We start from the raw sequence: 23,220 nt of genomic DNA, 5'->3' as shown, positions 1-23,220 counted from the left end.
ATTTTTTAGAGAATTCCCAATGTCCGAAATCTATTATTGTTATTATCATTCCCCCATTGGGCGGTTATTGATGATTAGCCAAGATAACAAATTAACCAATTTGGATTTAGAAGCTGAACAAATTGCGCCAAATCCGAAATGGATTTTACAGGAAAATCACCCGCTCTTTGCACAAGTTTCGGCAGCATTAACCCGTTATTTTAATGGTGAAAAAGAAGATTTTGCAGGGATTCCGCTTAATCCACAAGGCACGCCTTTTCAGCAAAGCATTTGGCAGCAGCTTTGCAAAATTGCTTATGGTGAAACCATAAGTTATGGTGAGTTAGCCAATCGCATTAACAAGCCTAAAGCGGTGCGCGCTGTAGGTGGTGCGGTGGGAAGTAATCCAATTAGCATTATTATTCCTTGCCATCGTGTGTTAGGAAAAACACGTCAGCTAACGGGATTTGGCGGCGGGTTGCCTGCCAAACGCCATTTATTACAGTTAGAAAATATTGCTTATGTAGATAAAGGCGTGGAATACGTCAAACAGAAATTATTGAAAAAGTATCAAAGCTAACAAAAATTTAATAAAAAAGCACCGCACTTTATGAATAGCCCAAACACCGAACAAGCTCTACTCACCCTTGCGCAATCGCTGGCAGGACTCACCTTTGGTGAAGTTGCCAAGGAGCTGAATATGTCTGTGCCACCCAATTTGAAACGGGATAAAGGCTGGGTGGGAATGCTGCTGGAAACTGCCTTAGGCGCAACCGCGGGCAGCAAAGCGGAACAAGATTTTGCCCATCTTGGCATTGAACTTAAAACGATACCCATTAATCGTCAAGGTAAGCCCCTTGAAACCACCTTCGTCAGCCTTGCGCCGCTAATTCAAAATAGTGGAATCACTTGGCAGTCTTCTCACGTTCGCCATAAATTATCCAAAGTGTTGTGGATTCCCATTGAAGGCGAACGCACCATTCCCCTTGCTGAACGTCATATTGGGCAGCCTATTTTATGGCAGCCCTCACCTGAGCAAGAACAACGTTTGCAGCAAGATTGGGAAGAATTAATGGAATATATCGTGTTTGGTCGGCTTGATGAAATCACCGCGCGCCTTGGTGAAGTGCTGCAACTTCGCCCCAAAGGTGCAAATAGTAAAGCGCTCACCAAAGGCATTGGGCGAAATGGCGAGATGATTGACACCTTACCGCTCGGCTTTTATTTACGCAAAAATTTCACCCACGAAATCCTGCAACAGTTTCAGCAAAATGGCTGATTTTCCTTTCCATTAAAGCCAGAAATCTATATCATTGTTCGCTTTAGATTTAATCTATAAGGAACTTATTATGTTTGACTGGATCGCCAGCCCCGAAGCGTGGGTGGCTTTATTTACCCTAACCGCATTAGAAATTGTTTTAGGTATTGATAACATCATTTTTATCAGTATTTTAGTAGGGCGTTTGCCTGCCCAACAACGCCAATCAGGACGTTTAATAGGCTTAGGTTTGGCAATGGCTACGCGTATTTTATTATTGCTTTCTCTTTCTTGGTTAATGAAACTCACTGAGCCGTTATTTGAAGTTTTCTCGCAACAAATTTCAGGGCGTGATCTTATTTTAATCGTGGGGGGATTATTTTTGGTGGCAAAAAGTACCCATGAAATTCACCACGCAATGACGCCAGAAGAAGAGGGCGAAGACCAAAGTGCGGCAAAAAAAGTGAATTTTTTCAGCGTACTTATTCAAATTGCCATTTTAGATATTGTATTCTCGCTGGATTCTGTGATCACTGCTGTGGGAATGGCAAGCGAAATTGGCGTGATGATTTTGGCAATCGTGATTGCCGTTGGCGTAATGATGCTAGCAGCTAAACCGATTGGTGATTTTGTGGAATCGCACCCAACACTGAAAGTGCTTGCTCTTTCGTTCTTGATTTTAGTGGGGGTGGCGTTAATTGGTGAAGGCTTAGATTTCCACATTCCAAAAGGCTACATTTACTTTGCTATGGGCTTCTCCGTGGTAGTCGAAATGATCAACATCAAAATGCGTAAGCGTTTGATTAAACGCCCATAATGCTAAAATAAAGAAGTGCGGTGCAAAAATTCTGAAAATTTGCACCGCACTTTGTTTTTCTTCTTTTGACTTTTCCCAGCCCTAATTTTTTTATTTTACTTTTATTGCCTTACCATTTTCGATACATATTGGCGCACATCACTTGCCCTAACACATAAAGGGTGGAATTTTTTTGCAATTTTACCGTGTGTCGTTGTTGTTTGCGTAAGGCGGCGCGGATACCATCGCCCCAAAATTCACTGTAGTAATCCGTTCTAACTTGGGTAAGACGATAAGTATTACAGTTGAGAATTTTGTATTGACGCACGGAGCGCGCGTAAAGTTCTGGGCGCTCTTTATACACGAATAAGCCTTTATCCGAATTAATCACCACATCAAAATGAATTAAGTGCTTGTCTTCGTTATCCACCCAAACCGATTGGGTATCCACATAATATTCTGCATTCGGCGCTAATTTGAAATAGCCTGCTTTGGTTAAGGTTGGCAGAACGAGTTTCACTTCTGGGGGGGGGTGAAGTAGGCGTAGTAGAACAAGCGGCAAGTAGCATTACGCTAAGCAATAAACCTAATTTTTTCATTTTGACCTCCTTACATTCTGAGGAAGAACGCTCGTTGATTAGGTTAGAATCATTCTGGCATATTTGAATGGGGATTTCTAACAAAAAAAGACGATTTTGTGAGCTGTTCCACAAAATCAGGTTTACATAAAGAGTGAAAATAAAGCGACGCGATAAAATTTATCGCAAACGATTGCGTAGGCGTGCTACAATACGCGCAATTTTCAGTAACTAAGCCATATAGGAAAAAATCGTGAGCAAACAATCATTAAGCTACAAAGATGCGGGTGTGGATATTAATGCCGGTAATGCCTTAGTAGAAAAAATTAAAGCCGATGTAAAACGCACCACACGTCCCGAAGTGATTGGCGGGTTGGGCGGATTTGGCGCACTTTGTGCGTTGCCAAGTAAGTATAAAGAGCCAATTTTGGTATCTGGCACAGACGGTGTTGGCACAAAATTACGCCTTGCCATTGATTTGAATAAACACGATACCATCGGCATTGACTTGGTGGCGATGTGTGTTAATGATTTAGTGGTGCAAGGGGCAGAACCGCTATTTTTCCTAGATTATTATGCCACAGGCAAATTAGACGTAGATGTGGCAGCCAGCGTGATTAAAGGCATTGCCAACGGTTGTGAACAATCAGGTTGCGCCTTAGTGGGCGGGGAAACCGCAGAAATGCCGGGAATGTATCATCAAGGTGATTATGATTTAGCAGGTTTCTGCGTGGGCGTGGTCGAGAAGTCAGAAATTATTGACGGCAGCCAAGTGAAAGTGGGCGATGCCTTGATCGCATTAGGCTCAAGTGGCGCGCATTCCAATGGTTATTCCTTAATTCGCAAAGTGATCGAGCGTTCAGGTATCGATCCTGCTAGCGCAGAATTAGACGGCAAGCCTTTCGCCGATCAAGTGTTAGCACCAACCAAAATTTATGTTAAATCCATTTTACAATTAATCAAACAAGTGCCTGTTCACGCCATTTCTCACTTAACGGGTGGTGGTTTCTGGGAAAATATCCCACGCGTGTTACCGCATAATGTGAAAGCGGTGATCGATGAATCAAGCTGGCAGTGGCCTGCTATTTTTAACTGGCTACAAGAGCAGGGCAATATCGATCGCTATGAAATGTATCGCACCTTCAACTGCGGGGTGGGTATGATCATCGCCTTGCCACAAGATCAAGTGGAAACCGCGTTGGCGTTATTGCAACAAGCAGGAGAAAAAGCGTGGCAGATTGGTCGCATTGAAAGTGCGAGCGAAGGCGAAGAGCAGGTTGTTATTCGTTAATGAAAAAGATCGTTGTACTGATTTCTGGTGAAGGGCAAACCTTGCAAAGCATTATTGATGCTTGCAAGGTGGGGGATATTCCTGCGCAAATTTGTGTTGTTATCGCCAATAAAGCAACAGCTTATGGATTGCAACGCGCAAAAATGGCTGAAATTCCCACCGCACTTTTTGAACGCAAAGATTACGCCGATAATCTAGCGATGGATCGGGCTATCGGTGATTATATTGCTGAGCTTGGTGCGGATTTAATTGTGCTAGCTGGTTATATGAAAATTTTAACTGCTGAATTTACGCAACGTTTTGCGGGCAAAATTTTGAATATTCATCCTTCATTATTGCCGAAATATCCCGGCTTAGATACTTACCAACGAGCTTTAGCCGCAGGTGAGCAAGAGCACGGTACAACGGTGCATTTTGTCAATGAAGAAGTGGACGGTGGTGCGATCGTGCTGCAAGCCAAAGTGCCAATTTTTCCAGATGATGAAGTCAGTGATATTGAGCAGCGCGTGAAATATCAAGAGCAGCAAATTTATCCTTTAGTGATTAAATGGTTTGTTACCGATCGTTTAACGCTTCAAAATGGCAGCGCCTATTTAGATGGCAAATGCCTGCCAAATGCAGGCTATGCAATGGATTAAGGGTACAAAGCGCAAACTTCAGTTTGTGCTTTTTCTTTATTCTGGCGGAGAAAGAATTTCATTAAGTGCGGTCATTTTTTTGTGAATTTTTGGTATAGTAGCGAAAATTCATCATAACTTAGTTACTCTTTAGGATTTATAAATGGCAGAAAAAATTCTGATTGATGAAGATCGATTTATGCGAACCATTTCTCGAATTTCGCACGAAATCATCGAAAAACATCAAAATCTCAATGACCTCATTATTGTCGGAATTAAGCGCCGTGGGGCGGAAATTGCAGAGTTAATCAAACGTAAAATTAATGATTTAACCGGTAAAGAGCTGCCTTCCCTTGATTTGGATATTACCTTTTATCGCGATGATTTGGAATATGTTGAGCCGCAAAGCCGATCACCTGTGTATAGCGGCGCATCAAATTATGTGAGTATTCAAAATAAAATTGTAATTTTGGTCGATGATGTGTTGTTCACAGGGCGAACCATTCGAGCTGCATTAGATGCGTTAATTGATTTTGGGCGAGCGGCAAAAGTGGAATTAGTGATTTTTGTGGATCGCGGACACCGTGAATTGCCAATTCGTGCCGATTATGTCGGCAAAAATGTGCCAACCAGTCGTGCGGAAAAAGTGCAAGTTCGGACGATGAAGTTTGATCAATGTTATGAAGTGGCGCTGGTATCAAAATAAACGTCGTGTAAAAAATGTTTTATCAAACTAAATCGATGAACCTTTTGGCAAATTGACACTCTAACGTAAAATAATTTGAACTAATAAATGGAAAATATGAAAGGATTTAACTTTAAAGCGATTTTAGTAGGTTTGGTGGGATTATTTGCGCTTTCAGCGAATGTATCTGCCGTAGAACGCGTGGTTGCCACCGTGAATGGAAGCCCTATTTTAGAAAGCCAAGTGCGTACTGCTTTAGGTAAAAAGGCCAATACAGAAGCAAATCGCGAGGCGGCATTAAATACGGTGATTGATGATATTTTAGTTAATCAAGCCATTAAAGATTCTGGTGTGAGTGTGAGTAGCGCACAAGTTGATCGTGTAATGGAAGATATTGCGGCACGCAATGGCTTGACGTACGGACAACTACTTGATGTATTGGATTATCAAGGCATTAACTATCATCAGTATCGCCAACAGATCGCAAATCAATTATTAATGTCGGAAGTGCGCAATCAGGCGATTGGTAAAAGTGTTGATGTAACCCGAGAAGAAGTACAAGAACTTGGGCAAAAATTGCTTGATCAAGCGAAAGCACGGGGTAAAGAGAAAAAAGTAACTGGAACAGAATACCAAGTTCGTCATATCTTATTGAAATTAAACCCATTATTAAATGATGCGCAAGCGAAAGCGCAATTAACTCAAATTCGTGCGGATATTTTGGCGCACAAAACCACCTTTGCTGATGCCGCATTAAAATATTCTAAAGATTATTTATCTGGCGCGAATGGCGGCAGTTTAGGCTTTGCTTTCCCAGAAACCTATGTGCCACCCTTTGCTAAAATGGTACAAAGCACGAAGAAAGGCACCATTTCAGCCCCATTTAAAACAGAATTTGGCTGGCATATTTTAGAAGTTACTGACACTCGCCAAGGGGATCGTACCCGTGATGCTTATATGCAAAAAGCCTATGAGCAGTTAGTCAATCAACAACTGCGTGAAGCCTCACAAGATTGGGTGAAAGCCTTGCGTAAAACAGCGAATATTAAATATTTCAAGTAATTTGAAGCAATCACGAAATCCCAGCCCCAATGCTGGGATTTTTGTTTTATAATAGCGTGTCTTTTTTAACAGTGATAAATCATTATGAGTTCAAGAAAACATCTAGGTCATACCGCCCGTAAACGTTTTGGGCAGAACTTTTTATCAGACGATAATATTATTCAAAGCATTGTGGCAGCCATTTATCCACAGCCAGATCAATTCTTAGTAGAAATCGGCCCCGGTTTGGGGGCGCTAACAGAACCTGTGGCGGAGCGAGTTGAGCGTTTAACCGTTGTGGAGTTAGACCGAGATTTGGCTGAACGTTTGCGTCATCACCCATTTTTACATCAAAAGTTGAATGTGATTGAAACAGATGCGATGCAGTTTGATTTTGGGCAACTTTACCGTGATGAACATTTAGCGGAAAAAAATCAGAAATTACGCATTTTTGGCAATCTTCCTTATAATATTTCAACGCCATTAATGTTCCATTTGTTCAACTATTGCGAACAAATTCAAGATATGCACTTTATGCTACAAAAAGAAGTGGTAAAACGCCTTTGCGCTGCACCGAATAGCAAGGCTTACGGACGTTTAACCATTATGGCGCAATATTTTTGCCAAGTCATGCCTGTCTTGGAAGTGCCGCCGAGCGCTTTCAAACCAGCGCCCAAAGTAGATTCCGCGGTAGTGCGTTTAATTCCACACGGCACGCTTCCGCACCCAGTGAAAGATTTATACTGGCTCAATCGCGTGTGTACGCAAGCCTTTAATCAACGGCGTAAAACCTTGCGTAATGCGCTTTCTACACTATTTTCTGCGGAAAATCTCACCGCACTTGGGATTGATTTAAATGCGCGGGCAGAAAATCTTTCCATTGCCGATTATGCCAGATTAGCAAACTGGCTATGTGATAACCCTGTGGTGGAAAACACACAGAGCGAAACGGAATAAAACAATGGCAACCTACTTAGTCGGCGATCTGCAAGGCTGTTATGATGAATTGCACGCTTTGTTGGAAAAGGTAAACTTTGATCCGAGCCAAGATGTGCTTTATTTAGTGGGTGATCTGGTGGCGCGTGGGGATAAATCCCTTGAATGTTTACGTTTAGTCAAATCCCTTGGTAACGCAGCGCACACCGTGCTGGGCAACCACGATTTGCACTTAATTTCCACCGCACTTGGCATAAAAAAAATCAAACCCAAGGATCGCGTGGAGGCCATTTTTAACGCCCCTGATTTTCACGAATTGATTGATTGGCTACGCCAGCAACCCTTGCTTATTCATAATCAACAAGCAGGATTTTTACTCACTCACGCAGGGATCTCGCCTGATTGGGATCTTGCCACGGCAAAAGCCTGCGCTGCCGAAGTGGAGCAAGTGCTACGCCACGGTGATTATTATGCAATGATCGAACAGATGTATGATAACCTGCCTGATCGCTGGTCGCCTGATTTGCAGGGCATCGATCGCCTACGTTACATTATCAACGTGTTTACCCGTATGCGTTTTTGTTATTATGATCATCGCCTTGATTTCGCTTGCAAAGCCCCTGTGGATCAAGCCCCCTCTGAGCTAACCCCTTGGTTTAACTTGGATAATCCTTTATTCAAAACAGAAAATCTCGTTTTCGGACATTGGGCGAGCTTGGTTGATACGCCAACCCCAGCCAATATTTACGCTCTTGATACCGGCTGCGTGTGGGGCAATCGAATGACAATGCTACGCTGGGAAGATAAACAGTATTTTACTCAACCCGCAATGAAACAATACACCTAACCTATGAAAGAAAAACTGATTACTTCTGCCAGTTGCGAGCTGTTCAATCTTCCTTTTTTCCAGTTCGCCCAGATGAAAAAATTCTGCCCAGAGCAAATCCCACAAATTAAAGCGGATTACAAACGGCAATGGAATTTATGGAAAACAGCGATTTTGCAAGTGGCGCAACGCCTTGGCCCACCTTTTGCTGAACCCCATATTGAAAAATGGTGTAACGGTTGGCAAGTGCGGGCGCATTTTTTCGCTTATTTTAAATATGAATTTAACAAAAATTCTGCCGCCATTTTATCGGTTATTTTAAACCGCCGCCGTTTACAAGTGAGTCTTGATTGGCACTGCTATCGCGCTGATCGCTCGCAAATCAATGTGCAACAATATAACCAATGGTTTGAACAACTGGATCAAACTCAGTATGCCGATTTTGATTTTTGGCGTGGTGATGAAAGTGAATACGCCGATTTCCGCAAAGTGCGGTCGCTTTCTGCGCAAGATTTTTGCCTCAACAATGATGAAGATTTTTTCTGCATAGGGAAAAATATTGAAAAAGCCGAGTTAGATCACATTGATGCAGTGGAATTTATCGCACAAACCATTCAAGAGTTAGTGCCGTTGTATGAGAAATGCCACCACCAATAAGGGTGGCAATTTTCGCAATAGTTCTATCAATTTTCCCCATTTTACGCTATCCTATACTACATTTTCTTATTCATCTATGCCGCCTAAAATCGCCGTAATAAATGGGCAAAGTGCGGTCAATTTTTTGATAATTTTTTAAAGGTAACATTATGCAAGAACAATATCGCCCCGATTTAATTGAGCCTGAAGTGCAGAAATATTGGGCTGAGAATAAAACATTTAAAGCGGTGCAAGATCCAAGCAAAGAGAAATATTATTGCCTTTCAATGTTCCCCTATCCCTCTGGTCGCTTGCATATGGGACACGTTCGCAACTACACCATTGGTGATGTAATTTCGCGCTATCAGCGAATGAACGGTAAAAATGTGTTACAGCCGATGGGTTGGGACGCATTTGGCTTGCCTGCGGAAGGTGCGGCGGTGAAAAATAAAACCGCGCCTGCAAAATGGACATACGAAAATATTGATTATATGAAAAATCAGCTCAAAATTTTGGGCTTTGGTTTTGACTGGGATCGTGAAATCGCTACTTGCAAACCTGAATATTACAAGTGGGAACAATGGTTCTTCACAGAGCTTTATCGCAAAGGTTTAGTGTATAAAAAAACCTCTAGCGTAAACTGGTGTCCGAATGATGAAACCGTGCTTGCCAATGAGCAAGTTCACGAAGGGTGTTGCTGGCGTTGTGATACGCCTGTGGAACAAAAAGAGATCCCACAATGGTTTATTAAAATCACCGAATATGCCGAGCAATTATTAGGTGGTTTAGATCATCTGCCAGAATGGCCAGATATGGTGAAAACAATGCAACGTAACTGGATTGGCCGTTCGGAAGGGGTGGAAATAACCTTCAATATTGAAAATTCTGATGAAACCGTAACAGTTTATACCACACGTCCTGATACTTTCTATGGCGTGTCTTATCTTGCTGTGGCAGCTGCGCACCCATTAGCAGAAAAAGCAGCGCAAAATAACCCCGCACTTGCGCAATTTATTCAAGAAGCCAAAAACACGAAAGTGGCAGAAGCCGAGCTTGCCACAATGGAGAAAAAAGGAATGGCAACGGGCATTCACGCCATTCACCCGATTACAGGAAAATTAGTACCTGTTTGGGTAGCGAATTTCGTGTTAATGCACTATGGAACAGGTGCGGTAATGGCCGTGCCAGCGCACGATGAGCGTGATTATGAGTTCGCTAAAAAATATGATTTACCGCTTTATCCAGTGATTACGCCAGCAGACGGTAGCCCGCTAGATTTATCAAAGCAGGCTTACACCGAACACGGTATTTTGATCAATTCAGCAGAATTTGATGGCTTGGATTTTGATGCCGCATTCAATGGCATCGCCGATAAATTAGAAAAAATGGGCGTGGGCAAACGCCAAGTGAATTATCGTTTACGCGATTGGGGCGTATCTCGCCAACGTTATTGGGGCGCGCCAATTCCAATGCTAACACTGGAAAACGGTGAAGTTGTACCTGCACCATTGGCTGATTTACCAATCGTGTTACCTGAAGATGTGGTAATGGACGGCGTGCGCAGCCCGATCAAAGCCGATCCTGAGTGGGCAAAAACCACTTATAACGGACAACCCGCATTGAAAGAAACCGACACTTTCGACACCTTTATGGAATCTTCGTGGTATTACGCGCGTTACACTTGCCCAGATTTCCACCAAGCAATGCTGAACCCAGAAGAAGCCAATTACTGGCTACCGGTGGATCAATATATCGGTGGAATCGAACACGCCACAATGCACTTGCTTTACTTCCGTTTCTTCCACAAATTATTACGTGATGCGGGCTTAGTGAACTCTGACGAGCCAGCAAACAAATTATTGTGTCAAGGAATGGTATTGGCTGATGCGTTCTATTACACCAGCGACACCAACGAGCGCATTTGGGTATCACCAACGAAAGTAACCCTTGAGCGCGATGAGAAAGGGCGTATTATCCGTGCCATTGATGATGAAGGACGCGAGTTAGTCCACAGCGGAATGACAAAAATGTCCAAATCGAAAAACAACGGTATTGACCCACAAGAAATGGTGGAAAAATACGGTGCGGATACCGTGCGCTTGTTTATGATGTTTGCCTCCCCTGCGGAAATGACCTTGGAATGGCAAGAGTCAGGCGTGGAAGGGGCAAATCGTTTCCTGCGCCGTTTATGGAATTTAGTGTTTGAATACAGCAAAAATCCAGCAAAAACTGCGCTAAATCCAACCGCACTTTCAAGCCAACAAAAAGCGCTTCGCCGTGATGTGCATAAAACCATTGCGAAAGTGAGCGATGATATTGGCCGCCGCCAAACCTTTAACACAGCGATTGCTGCGGTAATGGAGCTAATGAACAAATTAACCAAAGCCCCATTGGACGATGAGCAAGAGCGCGCAGTAATGGCAGAAGCCTTAAATGCAGTGGTAAGAATGCTTTACCCAATCACCCCACACATTTGTTTCCAATTATGGAAAGAGCTTGGCAACCAAGACGCTATTGACTTCGCCCCTTGGGTAAAAGCTGATGCGCAAGCAATGGTTGATGACGAAAAATTGGTGGTGGTACAAGTAAACGGTAAAGTACGCGCGAAAATCACTGTGCCTGCGGATATGGCAGAAGACGCCATTAAAGAAATCGCCCTTGCCGATCCGAATGTACAAAAATTCCTAGACGGTTTAACCATTGTGAAAACCATCTATGTACCAGGTAAGTTATTTAGCTTTGTCGCGAAATAATCCTCAAAATAATCTTATGGGTGGGAAATTTCCCACCTTTTTATAAGGAATAACCGATGAAATATGCCAATATTGTAAAAATTAGCTGTATTTTGACCGCTCTTTCTGGTTGTGCAACACAAAATGATGTGCCTTGGCGTCCCTATAAAGATATTGATGGGAAAATTAAAGAAGTAAGTTTTACTTCTATTACGCCTAGCTCAGAAATAAACAAGCCTTGGAATGAACGTGATCTAACTCAGTTTCAAGGCTATGCTGAGCAACGTGAAAATAATACCACATACGCACTGGGGGATTTATCCTTTCTATTTACTGGAAATAACCACGGTATGGCAACTATTTTCAAAATTGGCAATCGTTCTCTTAACCCACATAAAAAACAAGATATTGCTCAGTTATCCAAAGCCTCTTCCTTTGATTTTTATGAGTTTGGTGCTTATCGTCTTACTCACGCAAAATTCACTGCACCGAATGGGATCTGCAAAGACTTTCAGGGTAAGCAAGGTGTAAAACTTGTTATGGCTAGCAATTATTATCCACAAAATAGCTTTACCGATTTTTATACAGCCTTAATTAACACCAAGGTGCAATATAATGCACTACCAAAAGAAGTTGGTTATACGCCAAGTTTTACAGGTAATACCCCTGATTTACAGCGGGAAATTAAAGATGTAGAAAAAACAAAAGGACGTAATCTGGCACTGGCTAATGTAAAAGAAAAAGCGAGCATTTTATTTAATATTATTTGTAAATAAGGTTTCTATTATGTTGAATTTACTTAAAAAATTATGCCTTGTTGGTGCGTTGGCAACACTCACGGCTTGTGGTTTCCACTTTGAAAATGGTGAATTAATTCCACAAGAGATGAAAACATTGCGTTTGGAAAGTAGTGATCCTTATGATGCGATGACGATTGCTATGCGCAAGCAGTTGCGAGCCAATAACATTCAGCTTGTTGAGCAAGGTGATGTGGTGGTGTTACGCTTAAATAATGTTCGTGAGAATAGCGAAGTGGCGTCTATTTTCAAACAGGGGCGTGAGGCGGAAAAAGTGCTAGTATTGCAAGTGGAAGCCAGCGTTCAGCTTAAAAATAAGCAACGTTATCCGATTAACACCCAAGTTACACGCACCTTCTTTGATAACTCGCGTGCTGCCTTAGCGAAATCTGCCGAGAAAGAAGTGATTTGGAACGATATGCGTGAACAAGCTGCGCGTCAGCTTATCACCAAAATGGTGGCGTTAAAACAACAGGTGAAAAGTCAATAATGCAACGTCTGTTTGCTGATCAGCTTAGGGCCTCGCTAGAGAAAAAATTGGCATCAATTTATTGTTTAGTGGGGCAAGATCCCTTGCTTTTGCAAGAAAGTAAGGATCTCATCTGCGCTGTGGCAAAGCAGCAAGGTTTCGATGAAAAAAATGAGATCACGCTGGATAACAGCACCGATTGGATCGCCTTAAACGAACAAGTGCAATCAATGGGCTTGTTTTTTAACCGTCAAATTTTATTGCTAAATTTTCCCGAAAATCTCACCGCACCTTTACAAAAGCGTTTAGCCGAATTAGTTGGCTTATTAAATCAAGACGTGTTGCTTATTCTACAAACGGCAAAGCTCACCAAGCCAATGGAAAAGCAAGATTGGTTTGTGCAAGCCAATCAGTTTGATGCGCAATTTTCTATCGTCAATTGTCAAACACCAAATATTGAACAGCTACCCCGTTGGATTGTAGGGCGCAGCAAAGCCTTAGAGATTTTTGTTGAGCCAGAAGCAATCCAGCTTTTGTGTTACAGCTACGAAAATAATCTTCTTGCCTTAAAACAAACCTTACAACTGCTCGCCTTGCTTTATCCTAAGGATAAAATCACCTTATCGCGTCTGCAAACCGTGGTGGAGCAATCTTCCGTGTTTACCGTGTTCCAATGGGTAGATGCCTTGCTTGAGGGCAAAAGTCAGCGTGCCAGACGGATTCTAGCCGGCTTGCGTGGTGAGGAAATCCAGCCTGTGATTTTATTGCGCACCTTACAACGCGAGCTAATTACGATTCTAACACTCACTCAACCACAGCAAGGAATGAGCAATATTGATCAACCGCTTTCTACCGCGAAATTGCGTGAGCAGTTTGATCAACTCAAAATTTGGCAATCACGCCGCCCGCTTTTTCTGCAAGCAATCCAACGCTTAACTTATCGCAAATTGTATAAAATCATTCAACAGCTCGCTGAATTAGAACGCTTGGTAAAACTTGAATTTAGTAATGATGTGTGGGAAAAATTGGCTGATTTATCTGTGCAGATTTGTCATTAAATTTTTCGCTTTAGTCAGTGTTTCTAAGAATGTGTTGCTATCTTAAAATCTGATGAATTTTCACTTAATTAGCTGGTTTTTCTAGTTTATTCCTATATTGGTTAGAATTTGTTGTAGGCACTCAACAAAACCTTGCGGATTTTCTTGATGGGCATTATGCCCAGCATTTGGGATTAAATGTAAGTTCAGTTGATTTTCCACCGCCATTTGGCGGAATTTGCCATCGTTTTCACCGCACAGATAAAAAATTGGCAAGGAATTTGACCGCACTTGTGGGCGAAAATCAGGTTGTTTGGCAAGGGAAGTGGCGTTGAGCATTTGAGCGATATTCTCACCACAATTAGCTTGGCGAAGTTGAATTAAGGCTTGGCGTTGCTCGGCGGTTAAGTGAGAAAAAACACGCTGTTGATACCAATCTTCTAACACTTGATGCGCAGGCTGAGTGGCAAAGCGTTCCGCCCAATCACAATCATTTTGCCAGCGTTGTTGGCGTTCTTGCTCGCAGGTTAGCCCTAAATTTGCGCCTTCTAAAATCAGCCCTTGCAAATCCCCTTTTTCCACTTCGGCTTGCAAGGCATAGTAAAGGGCAAGTCGTCCGCCGAGGGAATAACCGATTAAAAAATAAGGCTGATTTTGCACCGCACTTTGAATTTGCGCATTTAAGATTTCCGCACTTTGAGCAAAATCCTTGGCGGCAAGCTGTTTATTTTCGCCGTGAAAAGGAAGATCAAGGGCAACGCAGGGAAAGTGCGGTAGTTTTTCGATAATTTTTTGCCAATCGGCTTTTGTGCCAAGTAGCCCGTGCAGAAAAACCAAATGCGGACGTTGCGTTGCCATTTTGTTATTGAGATCTTATGCGCCAATCACCGCGTGACTAATTTGTTCAATCAGGCGTTTATAAATATTGCTGCCATCACTGTTGTTTACCTTAATTTCAATCAAGGTGGCTTCACGGCGGAAATAAGCCTGTTTTAGCACCGAGCTTAAATCGGCCCAAGTGTAAGGGCGCGCATATTTGAGATCAAACATTGATGCTGCGTGAGAAAATTCCAAATTATGCGGCATACGATAGAATTTATCTTTCATTTCCGCATCCACAGGCAGCATATCGAAAATTGCGCCGCCATTATTGTTGATAACAAAAATAATGGTTGGCTGGTTTACTTTTTTAAGCAACGCTAAGGAATTGAGATCGTATAGGGCAGAAGTATCCCCTAACATCGCAACCACAGGCTGATTTGAGCCTAAACTTAACCCTGCAGTGGTGGCGAGCAAGCCGTCAATGCCACTTGCGCCACGGTTGGTGTAAACAGGGTAGCCTTCAGGCAGCTTGGTGAGTGCATCAACCAAGCGCACAAATAGGCTGTTGCCTAAAAAGAGCAGACCATTGTTTGGCAATAAACGCTCTAAATGATGGGCTAAAGAGGCTTCATTCAAATTACCCCCCACTTGCTGTTCCACAAAACTTGCGCAGAACTTGGCAAGGGCGATTGGCTCGAGTAGCCAAGATTTTTGGCGCAACGGTGGGTGAGCGCGTAACCAATGGTGAATTTTGCCATTAAAACGGGTGTGCGCGTGATGGTTTGGATCAACTGAATTATCTGACGGCTCAACAATCCAATATTCCCCTTTAAACGCTGTCATAAATTGATTAATGCGTTTGCTGATAAAATGCGAACCAAATTGCAATACAATATCTGCTTCCAGCAATTTTTGTTTAACAGTTTGATTTGCCAGCCAAATATCGGCATAAGGCAAGGTTGGCTCAACGCCCGATTGAATATCTGTGAGCATAATCCAGCCTTGGGTTTCAGCCCAAGTGCGAATGCCCATAGATTGCTCTGGTGGCAGTTTGCCGACCAAGATGATCCCACGCTTCGTGCGCCAATGATCCCAATGCTCGTGCATTACCACTTCTCGTTGTGGCGCTTGATGATTATGCCACGGCTTGTTTTGGCTTAGCCAACGCTGAATCGGCGCAAGCCAAGAATGTTGATCAATCTGATCTGCATTGGCTTCATACAATGGCTCCGCAAATGGTACATTAATATGTACCACGCCAGCGTGCTGGCTTTGGCGATAACAAGCCTGTTCCACAATCGAAATCAACCAATTTGGCGTGTAATCTTGGCTAGGGCGCGGTAACTCCACCGTTGCCACAGGATAATCGGCAAAAATATTGTGCTGTAAAATCGCTTGATTTGCACCGCACTCTAATAATTCTGGTGGGCGATCAGCGCTTAATACAATGAGATTAACCCCACTTTGGCGCGCTTCAATCACCGCAGGATAAAGATTTGCCACCGCGGTGCCAGAAGTAACAATTATCGCCACGGGGTTTTTATGCGCTTTGGCCAAGCCAAGGGCGAGAAAGCCCAAACCACGCTCATCAAAATGAGTATGGCATTTGGCTTTGCCACCTTGTTCAAGGCGTGCCGCTTCTAACGTGAGTGGGGTAGAACGAGAACCGGGGGCAATGCAAAAATGGCTTACACCTTGGCGCACAAGGGTTTCCAAGATCACTTTTGACCAACAACGATTAAATACACTCACTGACATAGGGTTCTCCGTTTATTTTGTCCGTTCTTTTTTATTCTTGTAATAAAGAAATTAATCCTAAGGCTTTACGCTCAATTTCTTGCCATTCTAACAAGGGAATAGAGCCTTCAACAATCCCTGCACCGGCAAAAACGCGAATTTGTTCTTGCTCAAGGAATGCAGAGCGAATGGCAACGCAAAATTCAGCCCATTCTTTTTGCATTACGCCTAATGTCCCTGCATACCAACGGCGATCAAAGGTTTCCGTTTGGCGTAAAAAGGCGAGCGCCTCGTTGCGTCCTAAGCCTGCCACGGCTGCAGTGGGGTGAATGGCGTTTAAGAAAATATCATCGCCATATCCAGGGGAAGTTTGCGCTGAAATTTGGCGTCTTAAATGCTGTACCTGACGCAAGGTTTTTAAACCCAAAGGGGACACCGTAATGTGTTGGCTATAAGGAGCAAGATGTTGTTTAATGTCATCAACAACTATAAATATTCTTCTCATCTTGCAACAACCATTGCGCTTGTTGTTCGGTTTCTTGTGCATTTTCACCCACTAACGCTGTGCCAGCTAAGGCTTCAGTTTGCAGCTGTGAACCTTGCCGTTGATACAGGCGTTCAGGGCTGGAGCCAATAAAAATACATTCTTCCGTTTCGGCAAAAAGAAAATGATAGCAGCCGAAATTATAGCGTTCACTTTCGCCCAAAAAATCATAGGCGTTCAGTTTGCCTTCTGATTGGAAAAGGGTTTCATTGGCCAACACAATCTTATTCAGCACGCCTTGTTTAATGTGCTGTAAACCTTTTTCCACCCATTCGCACCATTCGCGTTGTTCTGCCCGTTTTTTCCCAAAATGAATGGATTGTTGAATGGGGCAAAGTGCGGTGCTTTTTTCAAAGGTTTTTAATGCGTTTAAACAGGCTTGGCGCTCTTGCTCAATATCTTTTGTTTGATCGATAAATAACTGAATGTTTAACTTATTTTCTTGCTGTTGCAAATACAGACGCGGCAAGACAAATTGGCTTTCACCATAAAATTGCACACCGCCCACTAAAGGATAACCGCTTTGTTGCATAAAGGCTTGTGCCTGATTTAATTGCGAAAAGTCGCGTACTTGTCCGATAGCCGCCACAACTTGGGTGCTATCGCGGAAATTCAAGTAAAACTGCGGATAGGTTTTTTGCCCTTTTAACCAGCTTAACAAATTGAGATCAGTCTCAATTTCTGCCTGCACGCAAGCGATCCCTTGTCGCTTAGGCAGCGCAGGGGAAATTCTCTCGATCAGCTGTTGTTTAATTGATTGCAAATTATCCATTTAAAAAGCGTTGTTTTTGGCAAAAAAATCAGTTAAAAATAAGGGCTAATTCTACCGCACTTTGGCAGAATTTTTTATAAAATCTTTTCATCTTTGCAAAATAAGCGTAAAGTGCGGTGAGAAATACGCCGATTTTTATCGGCAATTTTTTACCCCAATGATAGCAGCACGCAATATTATTTTTGGTAACTAAAAGGATAATAACAATGACAAAATTTCCTAAATCAAGCAAGTTAGAACACGTTTGTTACGATATTCGTGGGCCAGTGCATAAAGAAGCACTGCGTTTGGAAGAAGACGGGCATAAAATCTTAAAATTAAATATCGGCAATCCCGCGCCTTTTGGTTTTGAAGCACCAGATGAAATTTTGGTAGATATTTTGCGTAATCTCCCCGCAGCACAAGGTTATTGCGATTCCAAAGGGTTGTATTCCGCGCGTAAAGCTATTGTGCAATATTACCAATCGAAAAATATTAAAGGGGCGACTGTTGATGATGTGTATATCGGCAACGGCGTGTCTGAACTGATTATGATGGCGATGCAAGCGCTTTTGAATAATGATGATGAAGTGTTGATCCCAATGCCAGATTATCCATTATGGACGGCTGCGGCCACCCTTGCTGGCGGAAAAGCAGTGCATTATTTATGCGATGAACAGGCAGATTGGTTTCCTGATTTAGAGGATATCAAAAGCAAAATCACTTCTCGCACCAAAGCCATTGTGATTATCAATCCGAATAACCCAACGGGCGCGGTGTATAGCAAAGATTTATTGCAAGGCATTGTAGATATTGCTCGTGAGCATAATTTAATTATTTTTGCTGATGAAATTTACGACAAAATTTTGTATGACGATGCAGTTCATCATCATATTGCTGCCCTTGCACCAGATTTATTAACTATCACGTTTAATGGTTTGTCAAAATCTTATCGTGTGGCAGGGTTCCGTCAAGGCTGGATGATTTTGAACGGCCCGAAACATCAGGCAAAAGGCTATATTGAAGGCTTGGATATGCTAGCTTCAATGCGTTTATGCGCCAACCACCCAATGCAACACGCCATTCAAACTGCATTAGGCGGCTATCAAAGCATTAATGAATTTATTCTGCCGGGCGGACGTTTATTAGAACAACGCAACAAAGCCTATGAACTGATTAATCAAATCCCAGGGGTAAGTTGTGTTAAGCCAATGGGCGCGCTTTATATGTTCCCGAAAATTGATGTGAAAAAATTCAATATTTATGATGATGAAAAAATGGTGCTGGATTTATTACGTCAAGAGAAAGTGTTATTAGTACACGGACGCGGTTTTAACTGGCATTCCCCCGATCACTTCCGTATTGTAACCTTGCCGTATGTGAATCAAATTGAAGATGCACTTTCTAAGTTAGGGCGTTTTTTAGCTAATTATCGTCAGTAATATATGAATTTAACGCCAGTGAGTACTGGCGTTTTTATTATCACGCGATTTTTCTCACCAAATTTACTCCCCAAAATCCGCCGGCAAGTGATGCAACATCGCTTTCCAAATGCTGCTGCTGCGTTCGCGGTTTTCTGCTAGGCATTGAATGGCAAGTTCAACATTGCCTTGTTCGCAGCTTTGGCGTAGAGCTTGGTAAAATTGCATAGTGAATTGGCGTGATTTGGCTTCAGAAAAGAACAATGATGCCACTTGGTGATAGAGATCTTTAAAGCTATTTAGAATTAAGCCATAGACGGGTTTGTTCGCCACGAAGGTAAAAGAGCGGTATAAATTATAGTCAAATTCTGCGTAGGCTTGTGGCGTGTCAGCCAAGTGCGGTAGGTTTTCAAATAATTTTAATGAAGCGGCAGGATCGGTTTGAATGGCCTCTGGGATATAATGTTCACCCATTCGAGTACGCAAAGACACTACATTGGTGATGATCACGGGAATGGTGGATTTATCAAGCTGAATCAGCGTGCTGATAATGTTTGGCCCAGCGGTTTCCCACACATTATTCACGCGGGTTGGCTTGCCGTGTTGAATGCTTAACCAGCCATCACGGGCAAGGCGTTGCAACACTTCTCGCAATGTCGTTCTGGTTACCCCGATTTTTTCTGCTAATTCCCGTTCTGCTGGTAGATCAGACCCCGGTGGAAAATGGTTATTCCAAATGCTTTTTACAATATATTCCTCAGCTAATCCCGCTGGGCTTTGGGCTTTAAGAAGCGACTGATGATTATTCATACTTTTGCGCAATTATTTGTTGAAAAATTTGTGATATAGATAACAAAATAGAGATTTGTTATTATCCTTGAAAGGTGGATATATTACAATTAGCACAGTTATATTTTTTCGTTTTAAAGTAAAGGTCGTAATATGAACTATTCTCAAGCATTTCTGAAAAATTTTCTTGGTTCAAGTCCTGATTGGTACAAACTGGCAATAGTCGGATTTTTAGTTTTAAATCCGATTTTGTTTTTTTGTGTTAGCCCTTTTGTTGCGGGCTGGGTGTTGGTTGCGGAGTTTATTTTAACGCTTGCAATGGCGTTGAAATGTTATCCATTACAACCCGGCGGGCTGTTAGCCATTGAAGCTGTGATGATTGGAATGACTCACCCCGAACACGTTAAAGAAGAAATTATGGCAAATTTTGAAGTAATTTTGCTGTTAATGTTTATGGTGGCGGGCATTTATTTTATGAAACAGCTGCTCCTTTTCATTTTTACCAAGCTGTTACTCAATATTCGTTCCAAATTGGTGCTATCCCTTTCATTTAGCTTAAGTGCGGCATTTCTTTCCGCATTTTTAGATGCCTTAACCGTGGTGGCGGTGATTATTAGCGTGGGAATGGGATTTTACGGTGTGTATCATAAAGTGGCATCGGGCAAACAATTTGATGATTCTGATGACATTAATGATGACAAACACATTGGCAATAGCCGTGAAACCTTGGAAGAATTTCGTGCCTTTTTGCGTAGCTTAATGATGCACGCAGCGGTAGGGACGGCATTAGGCGGCGTGATGACAATGGTCGGCGAGCCGCAAAATCTGATCATTGCTGAACAAGCAAAATGGGGCTTTGGTGAATTCTTTTTCCGTATGACACCAGTTACCGTGCCAATTTTAATTTGTGGCGCATTAACTTGCCTTGTGGTGGAAAAATTCCGCTTATTTGGTTATGGTGCGAAACTTCCGCGTAAAGTGTGGGGCGTGCTAGCTAAATTTGACCGCAACCGCCAGCTCAAAATGAACAATCAAGAACGAGTAAAATTAGTGATCCAAGCCTTAGTGGGCGTATGGTTAGTGGTTGGCTTAGCGTTCCATTTGGCCGCAGTTGGCCTAATTGGGCTAAGTGTCATTATTTTATGTACATCAGCTTGCGGTATCACCAGTGAGCACGCGCTCGGCAAAGCCTTTGAAGAATCCTTGCCATTCACTGCATTGTTGGTGGTGTTCTTCTCAGTGGTGGCGGTGATTGTGGATCAACACCTGTTTGCGCCTATCATTGATCTTGTGCTTTCTGCTTCCGAAGATGTGCAATTAATGCTGTTCTATGTTTTCAATGGGGTGTTATCCGCGATTTCTGATAACGTATTTGTGGCAACGGTTTATATCAACGAAGCAAAAGCCGCATTGGAACAACAGATTATTTCGCCACATCAATTTGAATTAATTGCTGTCGCCATCAACACAGGGACAAACTTGCCATCAGTGGCAACACCAAATGGGCAAGCGGCATTTTTATTCTTGCTGACTTCTTCACTTGCGCCGTTAATTCGTTTGTCTTACGGAAGAATGGTTTATATGGCGCTACCTTATACAATTGTGTTATCTTTAGTGGGGTTATTTGCGGTAGAATTTTTATTGCCTGTAATGACACAACTTTTAGCACAAATTGGATTAATTACGCCAGTATAAGAAGGATTCCCAATGCTGAAATATTTCAAACAGTTATCACTCAATCGTGGCGGTTGGTTGCTTTTATTGATCTCAACAATTGCGTTAGAAAGCACCGCACTTTATTTTCAACACGGAATGGGGTTAGCCCCTTGCGTAATGTGTATTTACGAACGAGTCGCCTTGTTTGGCATTACATTTTCAGCATTAATTGGCTTGCTTTATCCGCGTGCATTAATTTTGCGTTTATTGGCATTATTGGTGGGCTTAGGCAGCGCAGTGAAAGGCTTATTGCTCGCCATTAAACACGTTGATTATCAGCTCAATCCGGCACCTTGGAATCAATGTTCTTATATGGCTGAATTTCCACAAACCTTGCCATTAGATCGCTGGTTGCCTTATGTATTTAATCCAACGGGATCTTGTGCGGAGATTAGCTGGTCTTTCCTAGGCTTTTCAATGGCTCAATGGATTGTGGTGATTTTCGCCTTTTACAGCCTACTGTTGGCGGTTTTATTAATCAGCCAATTTAAACGGGTAGAGCAAACGAGAAATATTTTTAAATAATAGATTGAGAAATTAGTCTGCATTTTGATGCTTGTAGTCAATACACGAGTGTTGAAATGCAGATTTTTATATGCAGAATCTTATATTCTCTAAAAATAATTAAAAGGAGGATATAAAAAAGAAAATATTTAGAAAGGATAAAAAAGATTGGCGGAACGGACGGGACTCGAACCCGCGACCCCCTGCGTGACAGGCAGGTATTCTAACCAGCTGAACTACCGCTCCGAATCTAAGAGTGCTAAATTGGCGGAATGGACGGGACTCGAACCCGCGACCCCCTGCGTGACAGGCAGGTATTCTAACCAGCTGAACTACCACTCCGCGTTAGCGAGAGGCATAATAATAGTGAACGAAAAGTTCGTCAAGCAATTTTTATACCCGGCTGTTTAACTGATTAATCAATGAGCGCTAATGTACGCTTTCATTCTCCGTTCGTTTTATCCATAAACAGTTTTCTTTGCTTTTTTTATTAATTAATTTTAAATAGTCTAAATGGGCTTGCTCTTCTTCTGCATCGGGTGTAATCACAGTAAAATCTTGTGAAAAAACCACCGCACTTTCAATTTGTACTTCTTCTTCAATCTGTTGTATCGGTTCTTCGGTTTCCGTATCATCAAACAAACTTGTTTGACCACCTGTCATTGCTAAATAAACATCGCCTAGAATCTCCGCATCCAGCAATGCACCGTGTAGTGTTCGTTTACTATTATCGATATGTAAACGATCACAAAGAGCATCTAAGCTATTGCGCTTGCCGGGATATTGCTGACGAGCCATTTGTAAGGTATCTGTAACGGTACAAATATCGCTAGTCTTCACATTGCACTTGTGTTTTTCAAATTCATAATCCATAAACCCCACATCGAAGGGCGCATTATGAATCAACAACTCAGCGCCTTGAATAAACTCAATAAACTCTTGAGCCACTTCAGAGAAACTTGGTTTATCCGCTAACATTTCATCAGTAATGCCGTGAACTTTAATTGCCTCAGGATCAACAGGGCGATCAGGTTTAATGTACAAATGCAGCTTTCGCCCCGTATATTTGCGGTTAATCAATTCAACCGCACCGATCTCAATAATACAATGCCCTTCATAATGCGCACCAAATTGGTTCATACCAGTGGTTTCTGTATCTAGCACAATTTGACGTTCAGGGATAAGTGAAGTCGTCATAGTTTTCCTATCTCTTTATGAAATTTTGCGGTATTATCGCCCCATTTGAAAAAAAATTATA

The 23,220-nt window shown here is 42.4% G+C and carries 21 protein-coding genes, 2 tRNA genes and 2 pseudogenes; 17 read left to right on the top strand and 8 right to left on the bottom strand.

Annotated elements, in window-relative coordinates; genetic code table 11:
• Window positions 1–19: 19 nt before the first annotated feature.
• The 3 genes from ELZ61_RS09670 (at window position 20) to ELZ61_RS09660 (ending at window position 2,054) form a co-directional block, all read left to right on the top strand.
• Window positions 20–559, top strand: a complete 540-nt coding sequence (locus ELZ61_RS09670) for a methylated-DNA--[protein]-cysteine S-methyltransferase (RefSeq protein ID WP_126373256.1) — start codon at window positions 20–22, stop codon at window positions 557–559.
• Window positions 560–589: 30 nt separating this feature from the next.
• Window positions 590–1,258, top strand: coding sequence for a DNA mismatch repair endonuclease MutH (mutH, locus tag ELZ61_RS09665; RefSeq protein ID WP_126373254.1), 669 nt, complete (start codon window positions 590–592; stop codon window positions 1,256–1,258).
• A gap of 70 nt (window positions 1,259–1,328) precedes the next feature.
• The gene (locus tag ELZ61_RS09660) at window positions 1,329–2,054 is read left to right on the top strand and encodes a TerC family protein (protein WP_115249505.1); all 726 of its coding nucleotides are present in this window, start codon (window positions 1,329–1,331) and stop codon (window positions 2,052–2,054) included.
• A gap of 109 nt (window positions 2,055–2,163) precedes the next feature.
• Here the strand turns inward: ELZ61_RS09660 and ELZ61_RS09655 are convergent.
• Window positions 2,164–2,632, bottom strand: a pseudogene (locus tag ELZ61_RS09655) (surface-adhesin E family protein).
• A gap of 232 nt (window positions 2,633–2,864) precedes the next feature.
• On the opposite strand from ELZ61_RS09655, the gene purM reads away from it, so the two are divergent.
• The 11 genes from purM to holA all read left to right on the top strand — a co-directional run bounded on the left by purM (window position 2,865) and on the right by holA (window position 13,699).
• On the top strand, window positions 2,865–3,902 hold the full coding sequence (gene purM / locus ELZ61_RS09650; RefSeq protein ID WP_126373252.1) for a phosphoribosylformylglycinamidine cyclo-ligase: 1,038 nt from the start codon (window positions 2,865–2,867) through the stop codon (window positions 3,900–3,902).
• Entirely contained in the window at window positions 3,902–4,540 is a 639-nt protein-coding gene (gene purN, locus ELZ61_RS09645; RefSeq protein ID WP_126373250.1) for a phosphoribosylglycinamide formyltransferase, read from the top strand. Before purM ends, purN begins: the two co-directional genes overlap by 1 nt.
• Before the next feature lie 142 nt (window positions 4,541–4,682).
• Window positions 4,683–5,225 (top strand): bifunctional pyr operon transcriptional regulator/uracil phosphoribosyltransferase PyrR, encoded by a 543-nt coding sequence (pyrR, locus tag ELZ61_RS09640; RefSeq protein ID WP_126373249.1) that lies wholly within the window; start codon window positions 4,683–4,685, stop codon window positions 5,223–5,225.
• A gap of 96 nt (window positions 5,226–5,321) precedes the next feature.
• On the top strand, window positions 5,322–6,266 hold the full coding sequence (locus ELZ61_RS09635) for a peptidylprolyl isomerase (protein ID WP_126373679.1): 945 nt from the start codon (window positions 5,322–5,324) through the stop codon (window positions 6,264–6,266).
• 84 nt (window positions 6,267–6,350) lie between these two features.
• Window positions 6,351–7,202 (top strand): 16S rRNA (adenine(1518)-N(6)/adenine(1519)-N(6))-dimethyltransferase RsmA, encoded by an 852-nt coding sequence (rsmA, locus tag ELZ61_RS09630; RefSeq protein WP_126373247.1) that lies wholly within the window; start codon window positions 6,351–6,353, stop codon window positions 7,200–7,202.
• Between the two features lie 4 nt (window positions 7,203–7,206).
• On the top strand, window positions 7,207–8,028 hold the full coding sequence (gene apaH / locus ELZ61_RS09625) for a bis(5'-nucleosyl)-tetraphosphatase (symmetrical) ApaH (RefSeq protein WP_126373245.1): 822 nt from the start codon (window positions 7,207–7,209) through the stop codon (window positions 8,026–8,028).
• A 3-nt stretch (window positions 8,029–8,031) separates the two neighbouring features.
• A complete protein-coding gene (locus ELZ61_RS09620; RefSeq protein ID WP_197717459.1) occupies window positions 8,032–8,664 on the top strand; it encodes a glucose-6-phosphate 1-dehydrogenase family protein in 633 nt (210 codons plus the stop codon).
• Window positions 8,665–8,813: 149 nt separating this feature from the next.
• Window positions 8,814–11,396: a leucine--tRNA ligase gene (leuS, locus tag ELZ61_RS09615; RefSeq protein ID WP_126373242.1), complete on the top strand. Its 2,583-nt coding sequence runs from the start codon at window positions 8,814–8,816 to the stop codon at window positions 11,394–11,396.
• Between the two features lie 56 nt (window positions 11,397–11,452).
• A complete protein-coding gene (locus ELZ61_RS09610; RefSeq protein WP_126373240.1) occupies window positions 11,453–12,151 on the top strand; it encodes a DUF8095 domain-containing protein in 699 nt (232 codons plus the stop codon).
• Between the two features lie 10 nt (window positions 12,152–12,161).
• Window positions 12,162–12,662 carry an LPS-assembly lipoprotein LptE gene (locus ELZ61_RS09605; RefSeq protein ID WP_126373238.1) on the top strand — a complete coding sequence of 167 codons (501 nt, stop codon included), beginning with the start codon at window positions 12,162–12,164 and terminating at the stop codon, window positions 12,660–12,662.
• Window positions 12,662–13,699, top strand: coding sequence for a DNA polymerase III subunit delta (holA, locus tag ELZ61_RS09600; RefSeq protein WP_126373236.1), 1,038 nt, complete (start codon window positions 12,662–12,664; stop codon window positions 13,697–13,699). The genes ELZ61_RS09605 and holA overlap by 1 nt, the downstream gene beginning before the upstream one ends.
• Window positions 13,700–13,780: 81 nt before the next feature.
• Here holA and menH read toward each other — a convergent pair whose 3' ends face one another.
• The 3 genes and pseudogenes from menH to ELZ61_RS09585 all read right to left on the bottom strand — a co-directional run bounded on the left by menH (window position 13,781) and on the right by ELZ61_RS09585 (window position 17,553).
• The gene (gene menH / locus ELZ61_RS09595) at window positions 13,781–14,536 is read right to left on the bottom strand and encodes a 2-succinyl-6-hydroxy-2,4-cyclohexadiene-1-carboxylate synthase (protein WP_126373234.1); all 756 of its coding nucleotides are present in this window, start codon (window positions 14,534–14,536) and stop codon (window positions 13,781–13,783) included.
• Window positions 14,537–14,551: 15 nt separating this feature from the next.
• A complete protein-coding gene (menD, locus tag ELZ61_RS09590; protein WP_126373232.1) occupies window positions 14,552–16,258 on the bottom strand; it encodes a 2-succinyl-5-enolpyruvyl-6-hydroxy-3-cyclohexene-1-carboxylic-acid synthase in 1,707 nt (568 codons plus the stop codon).
• Window positions 16,259–16,289: 31 nt separating this feature from the next.
• Window positions 16,290–17,553: pseudogene (locus ELZ61_RS09585) on the bottom strand (isochorismate synthase).
• Window positions 17,554–17,759: 206 nt separating this feature from the next.
• Between ELZ61_RS09585 and ELZ61_RS09580 the strand changes: the two are divergent.
• Window positions 17,760–18,974, top strand: a complete 1,215-nt coding sequence (locus tag ELZ61_RS09580; RefSeq protein WP_126373230.1) for a pyridoxal phosphate-dependent aminotransferase — start codon at window positions 17,760–17,762, stop codon at window positions 18,972–18,974.
• 63 nt (window positions 18,975–19,037) lie between these two features.
• Here ELZ61_RS09580 and fadR read toward each other — a convergent pair whose 3' ends face one another.
• Window positions 19,038–19,763: a fatty acid metabolism transcriptional regulator FadR gene (gene fadR, locus ELZ61_RS09575; RefSeq protein ID WP_103855494.1), complete on the bottom strand. Its 726-nt coding sequence runs from the start codon at window positions 19,761–19,763 to the stop codon at window positions 19,038–19,040.
• A gap of 132 nt (window positions 19,764–19,895) precedes the next feature.
• Between fadR and nhaB the strand changes: the two genes are divergently transcribed.
• Entirely contained in the window at window positions 19,896–21,437 is a 1,542-nt protein-coding gene (nhaB, locus tag ELZ61_RS09570; protein ID WP_126373228.1) for a Na(+)/H(+) antiporter NhaB, read from the top strand.
• Between the two features lie 12 nt (window positions 21,438–21,449).
• Window positions 21,450–21,983, top strand: a complete 534-nt coding sequence (dsbB, locus tag ELZ61_RS09565; protein WP_126373226.1) for a disulfide bond formation protein DsbB — start codon at window positions 21,450–21,452, stop codon at window positions 21,981–21,983.
• Between the two features lie 148 nt (window positions 21,984–22,131).
• Here dsbB and ELZ61_RS09560 read toward each other — a convergent pair.
• The 3 genes from ELZ61_RS09560 to dnaQ form a co-directional block, all read right to left on the bottom strand.
• Window positions 22,132–22,208: transfer RNA gene (locus ELZ61_RS09560), tRNA-Asp, on the bottom strand.
• Window positions 22,209–22,227: 19 nt separating this feature from the next.
• Window positions 22,228–22,304: transfer RNA gene (locus tag ELZ61_RS09555), tRNA-Asp, on the bottom strand.
• Window positions 22,305–22,391: 87 nt separating this feature from the next.
• Complete coding sequence (gene dnaQ, locus ELZ61_RS09550; RefSeq protein WP_126373224.1) at window positions 22,392–23,159, bottom strand: DNA polymerase III subunit epsilon; 768 nt, start codon at window positions 23,157–23,159, stop codon at window positions 22,392–22,394.
• Window positions 23,160–23,220 lie beyond the last annotated feature (61 nt).

Source organism: Avibacterium volantium, assembly GCF_900635775.1.
In the GTDB taxonomy this organism is placed as follows: domain Bacteria; phylum Pseudomonadota; class Gammaproteobacteria; order Enterobacterales; family Pasteurellaceae; genus Avibacterium; species Avibacterium volantium.
The sequence above is the reverse complement of the archived record's forward strand: the minus strand, read 5'-3'. Positions and strand labels throughout refer to the sequence as shown.

What these genes read in the sequence shown, in the direction of transcription:
- ELZ61_RS09670 (WP_126373256.1), top strand. Translation starts at nt 20, where the DNA reads ATGTCCGAAATCTATTATTGTTATTATCATTCCCCCATTGGGCGGTTA.
- mutH (WP_126373254.1), top strand. Translation starts at nt 590, where the DNA reads ATGAATAGCCCAAACACCGAACAAGCTCTACTCACCCTTGCGCAATCG.
- ELZ61_RS09660 (WP_115249505.1), top strand. Translation starts at nt 1,329, where the DNA reads ATGTTTGACTGGATCGCCAGCCCCGAAGCGTGGGTGGCTTTATTTACC.
- purN (WP_126373250.1), top strand. Translation starts at nt 3,902, where the DNA reads ATGAAAAAGATCGTTGTACTGATTTCTGGTGAAGGGCAAACCTTGCAA.
- pyrR (WP_126373249.1), top strand. Translation starts at nt 4,683, where the DNA reads ATGGCAGAAAAAATTCTGATTGATGAAGATCGATTTATGCGAACCATT.
- ELZ61_RS09635 (WP_126373679.1), top strand. Translation starts at nt 5,322, where the DNA reads ATGAAAGGATTTAACTTTAAAGCGATTTTAGTAGGTTTGGTGGGATTA.
- rsmA (WP_126373247.1), top strand. Translation starts at nt 6,351, where the DNA reads ATGAGTTCAAGAAAACATCTAGGTCATACCGCCCGTAAACGTTTTGGG.
- apaH (WP_126373245.1), top strand. Translation starts at nt 7,207, where the DNA reads ATGGCAACCTACTTAGTCGGCGATCTGCAAGGCTGTTATGATGAATTG.
- ELZ61_RS09620 (WP_197717459.1), top strand. Translation starts at nt 8,032, where the DNA reads ATGAAAGAAAAACTGATTACTTCTGCCAGTTGCGAGCTGTTCAATCTT.
- leuS (WP_126373242.1), top strand. Translation starts at nt 8,814, where the DNA reads ATGCAAGAACAATATCGCCCCGATTTAATTGAGCCTGAAGTGCAGAAA.
- ELZ61_RS09610 (WP_126373240.1), top strand. Translation starts at nt 11,453, where the DNA reads ATGAAATATGCCAATATTGTAAAAATTAGCTGTATTTTGACCGCTCTT.
- ELZ61_RS09605 (WP_126373238.1), top strand. Translation starts at nt 12,162, where the DNA reads ATGTTGAATTTACTTAAAAAATTATGCCTTGTTGGTGCGTTGGCAACA.
- holA (WP_126373236.1), top strand. Translation starts at nt 12,662, where the DNA reads ATGCAACGTCTGTTTGCTGATCAGCTTAGGGCCTCGCTAGAGAAAAAA.
- menH (WP_126373234.1), bottom strand. Translation starts at nt 14,536, where the DNA reads ATGGCAACGCAACGTCCGCATTTGGTTTTTCTGCACGGGCTACTTGGC.
- menD (WP_126373232.1), bottom strand. Translation starts at nt 16,258, where the DNA reads ATGTCAGTGAGTGTATTTAATCGTTGTTGGTCAAAAGTGATCTTGGAA.
- ELZ61_RS09580 (WP_126373230.1), top strand. Translation starts at nt 17,760, where the DNA reads ATGACAAAATTTCCTAAATCAAGCAAGTTAGAACACGTTTGTTACGAT.
- fadR (WP_103855494.1), bottom strand. Translation starts at nt 19,763, where the DNA reads ATGAATAATCATCAGTCGCTTCTTAAAGCCCAAAGCCCAGCGGGATTA.
- nhaB (WP_126373228.1), top strand. Translation starts at nt 19,896, where the DNA reads ATGAACTATTCTCAAGCATTTCTGAAAAATTTTCTTGGTTCAAGTCCT.
- dsbB (WP_126373226.1), top strand. Translation starts at nt 21,450, where the DNA reads ATGCTGAAATATTTCAAACAGTTATCACTCAATCGTGGCGGTTGGTTG.
- dnaQ (WP_126373224.1), bottom strand. Translation starts at nt 23,159, where the DNA reads ATGACGACTTCACTTATCCCTGAACGTCAAATTGTGCTAGATACAGAA.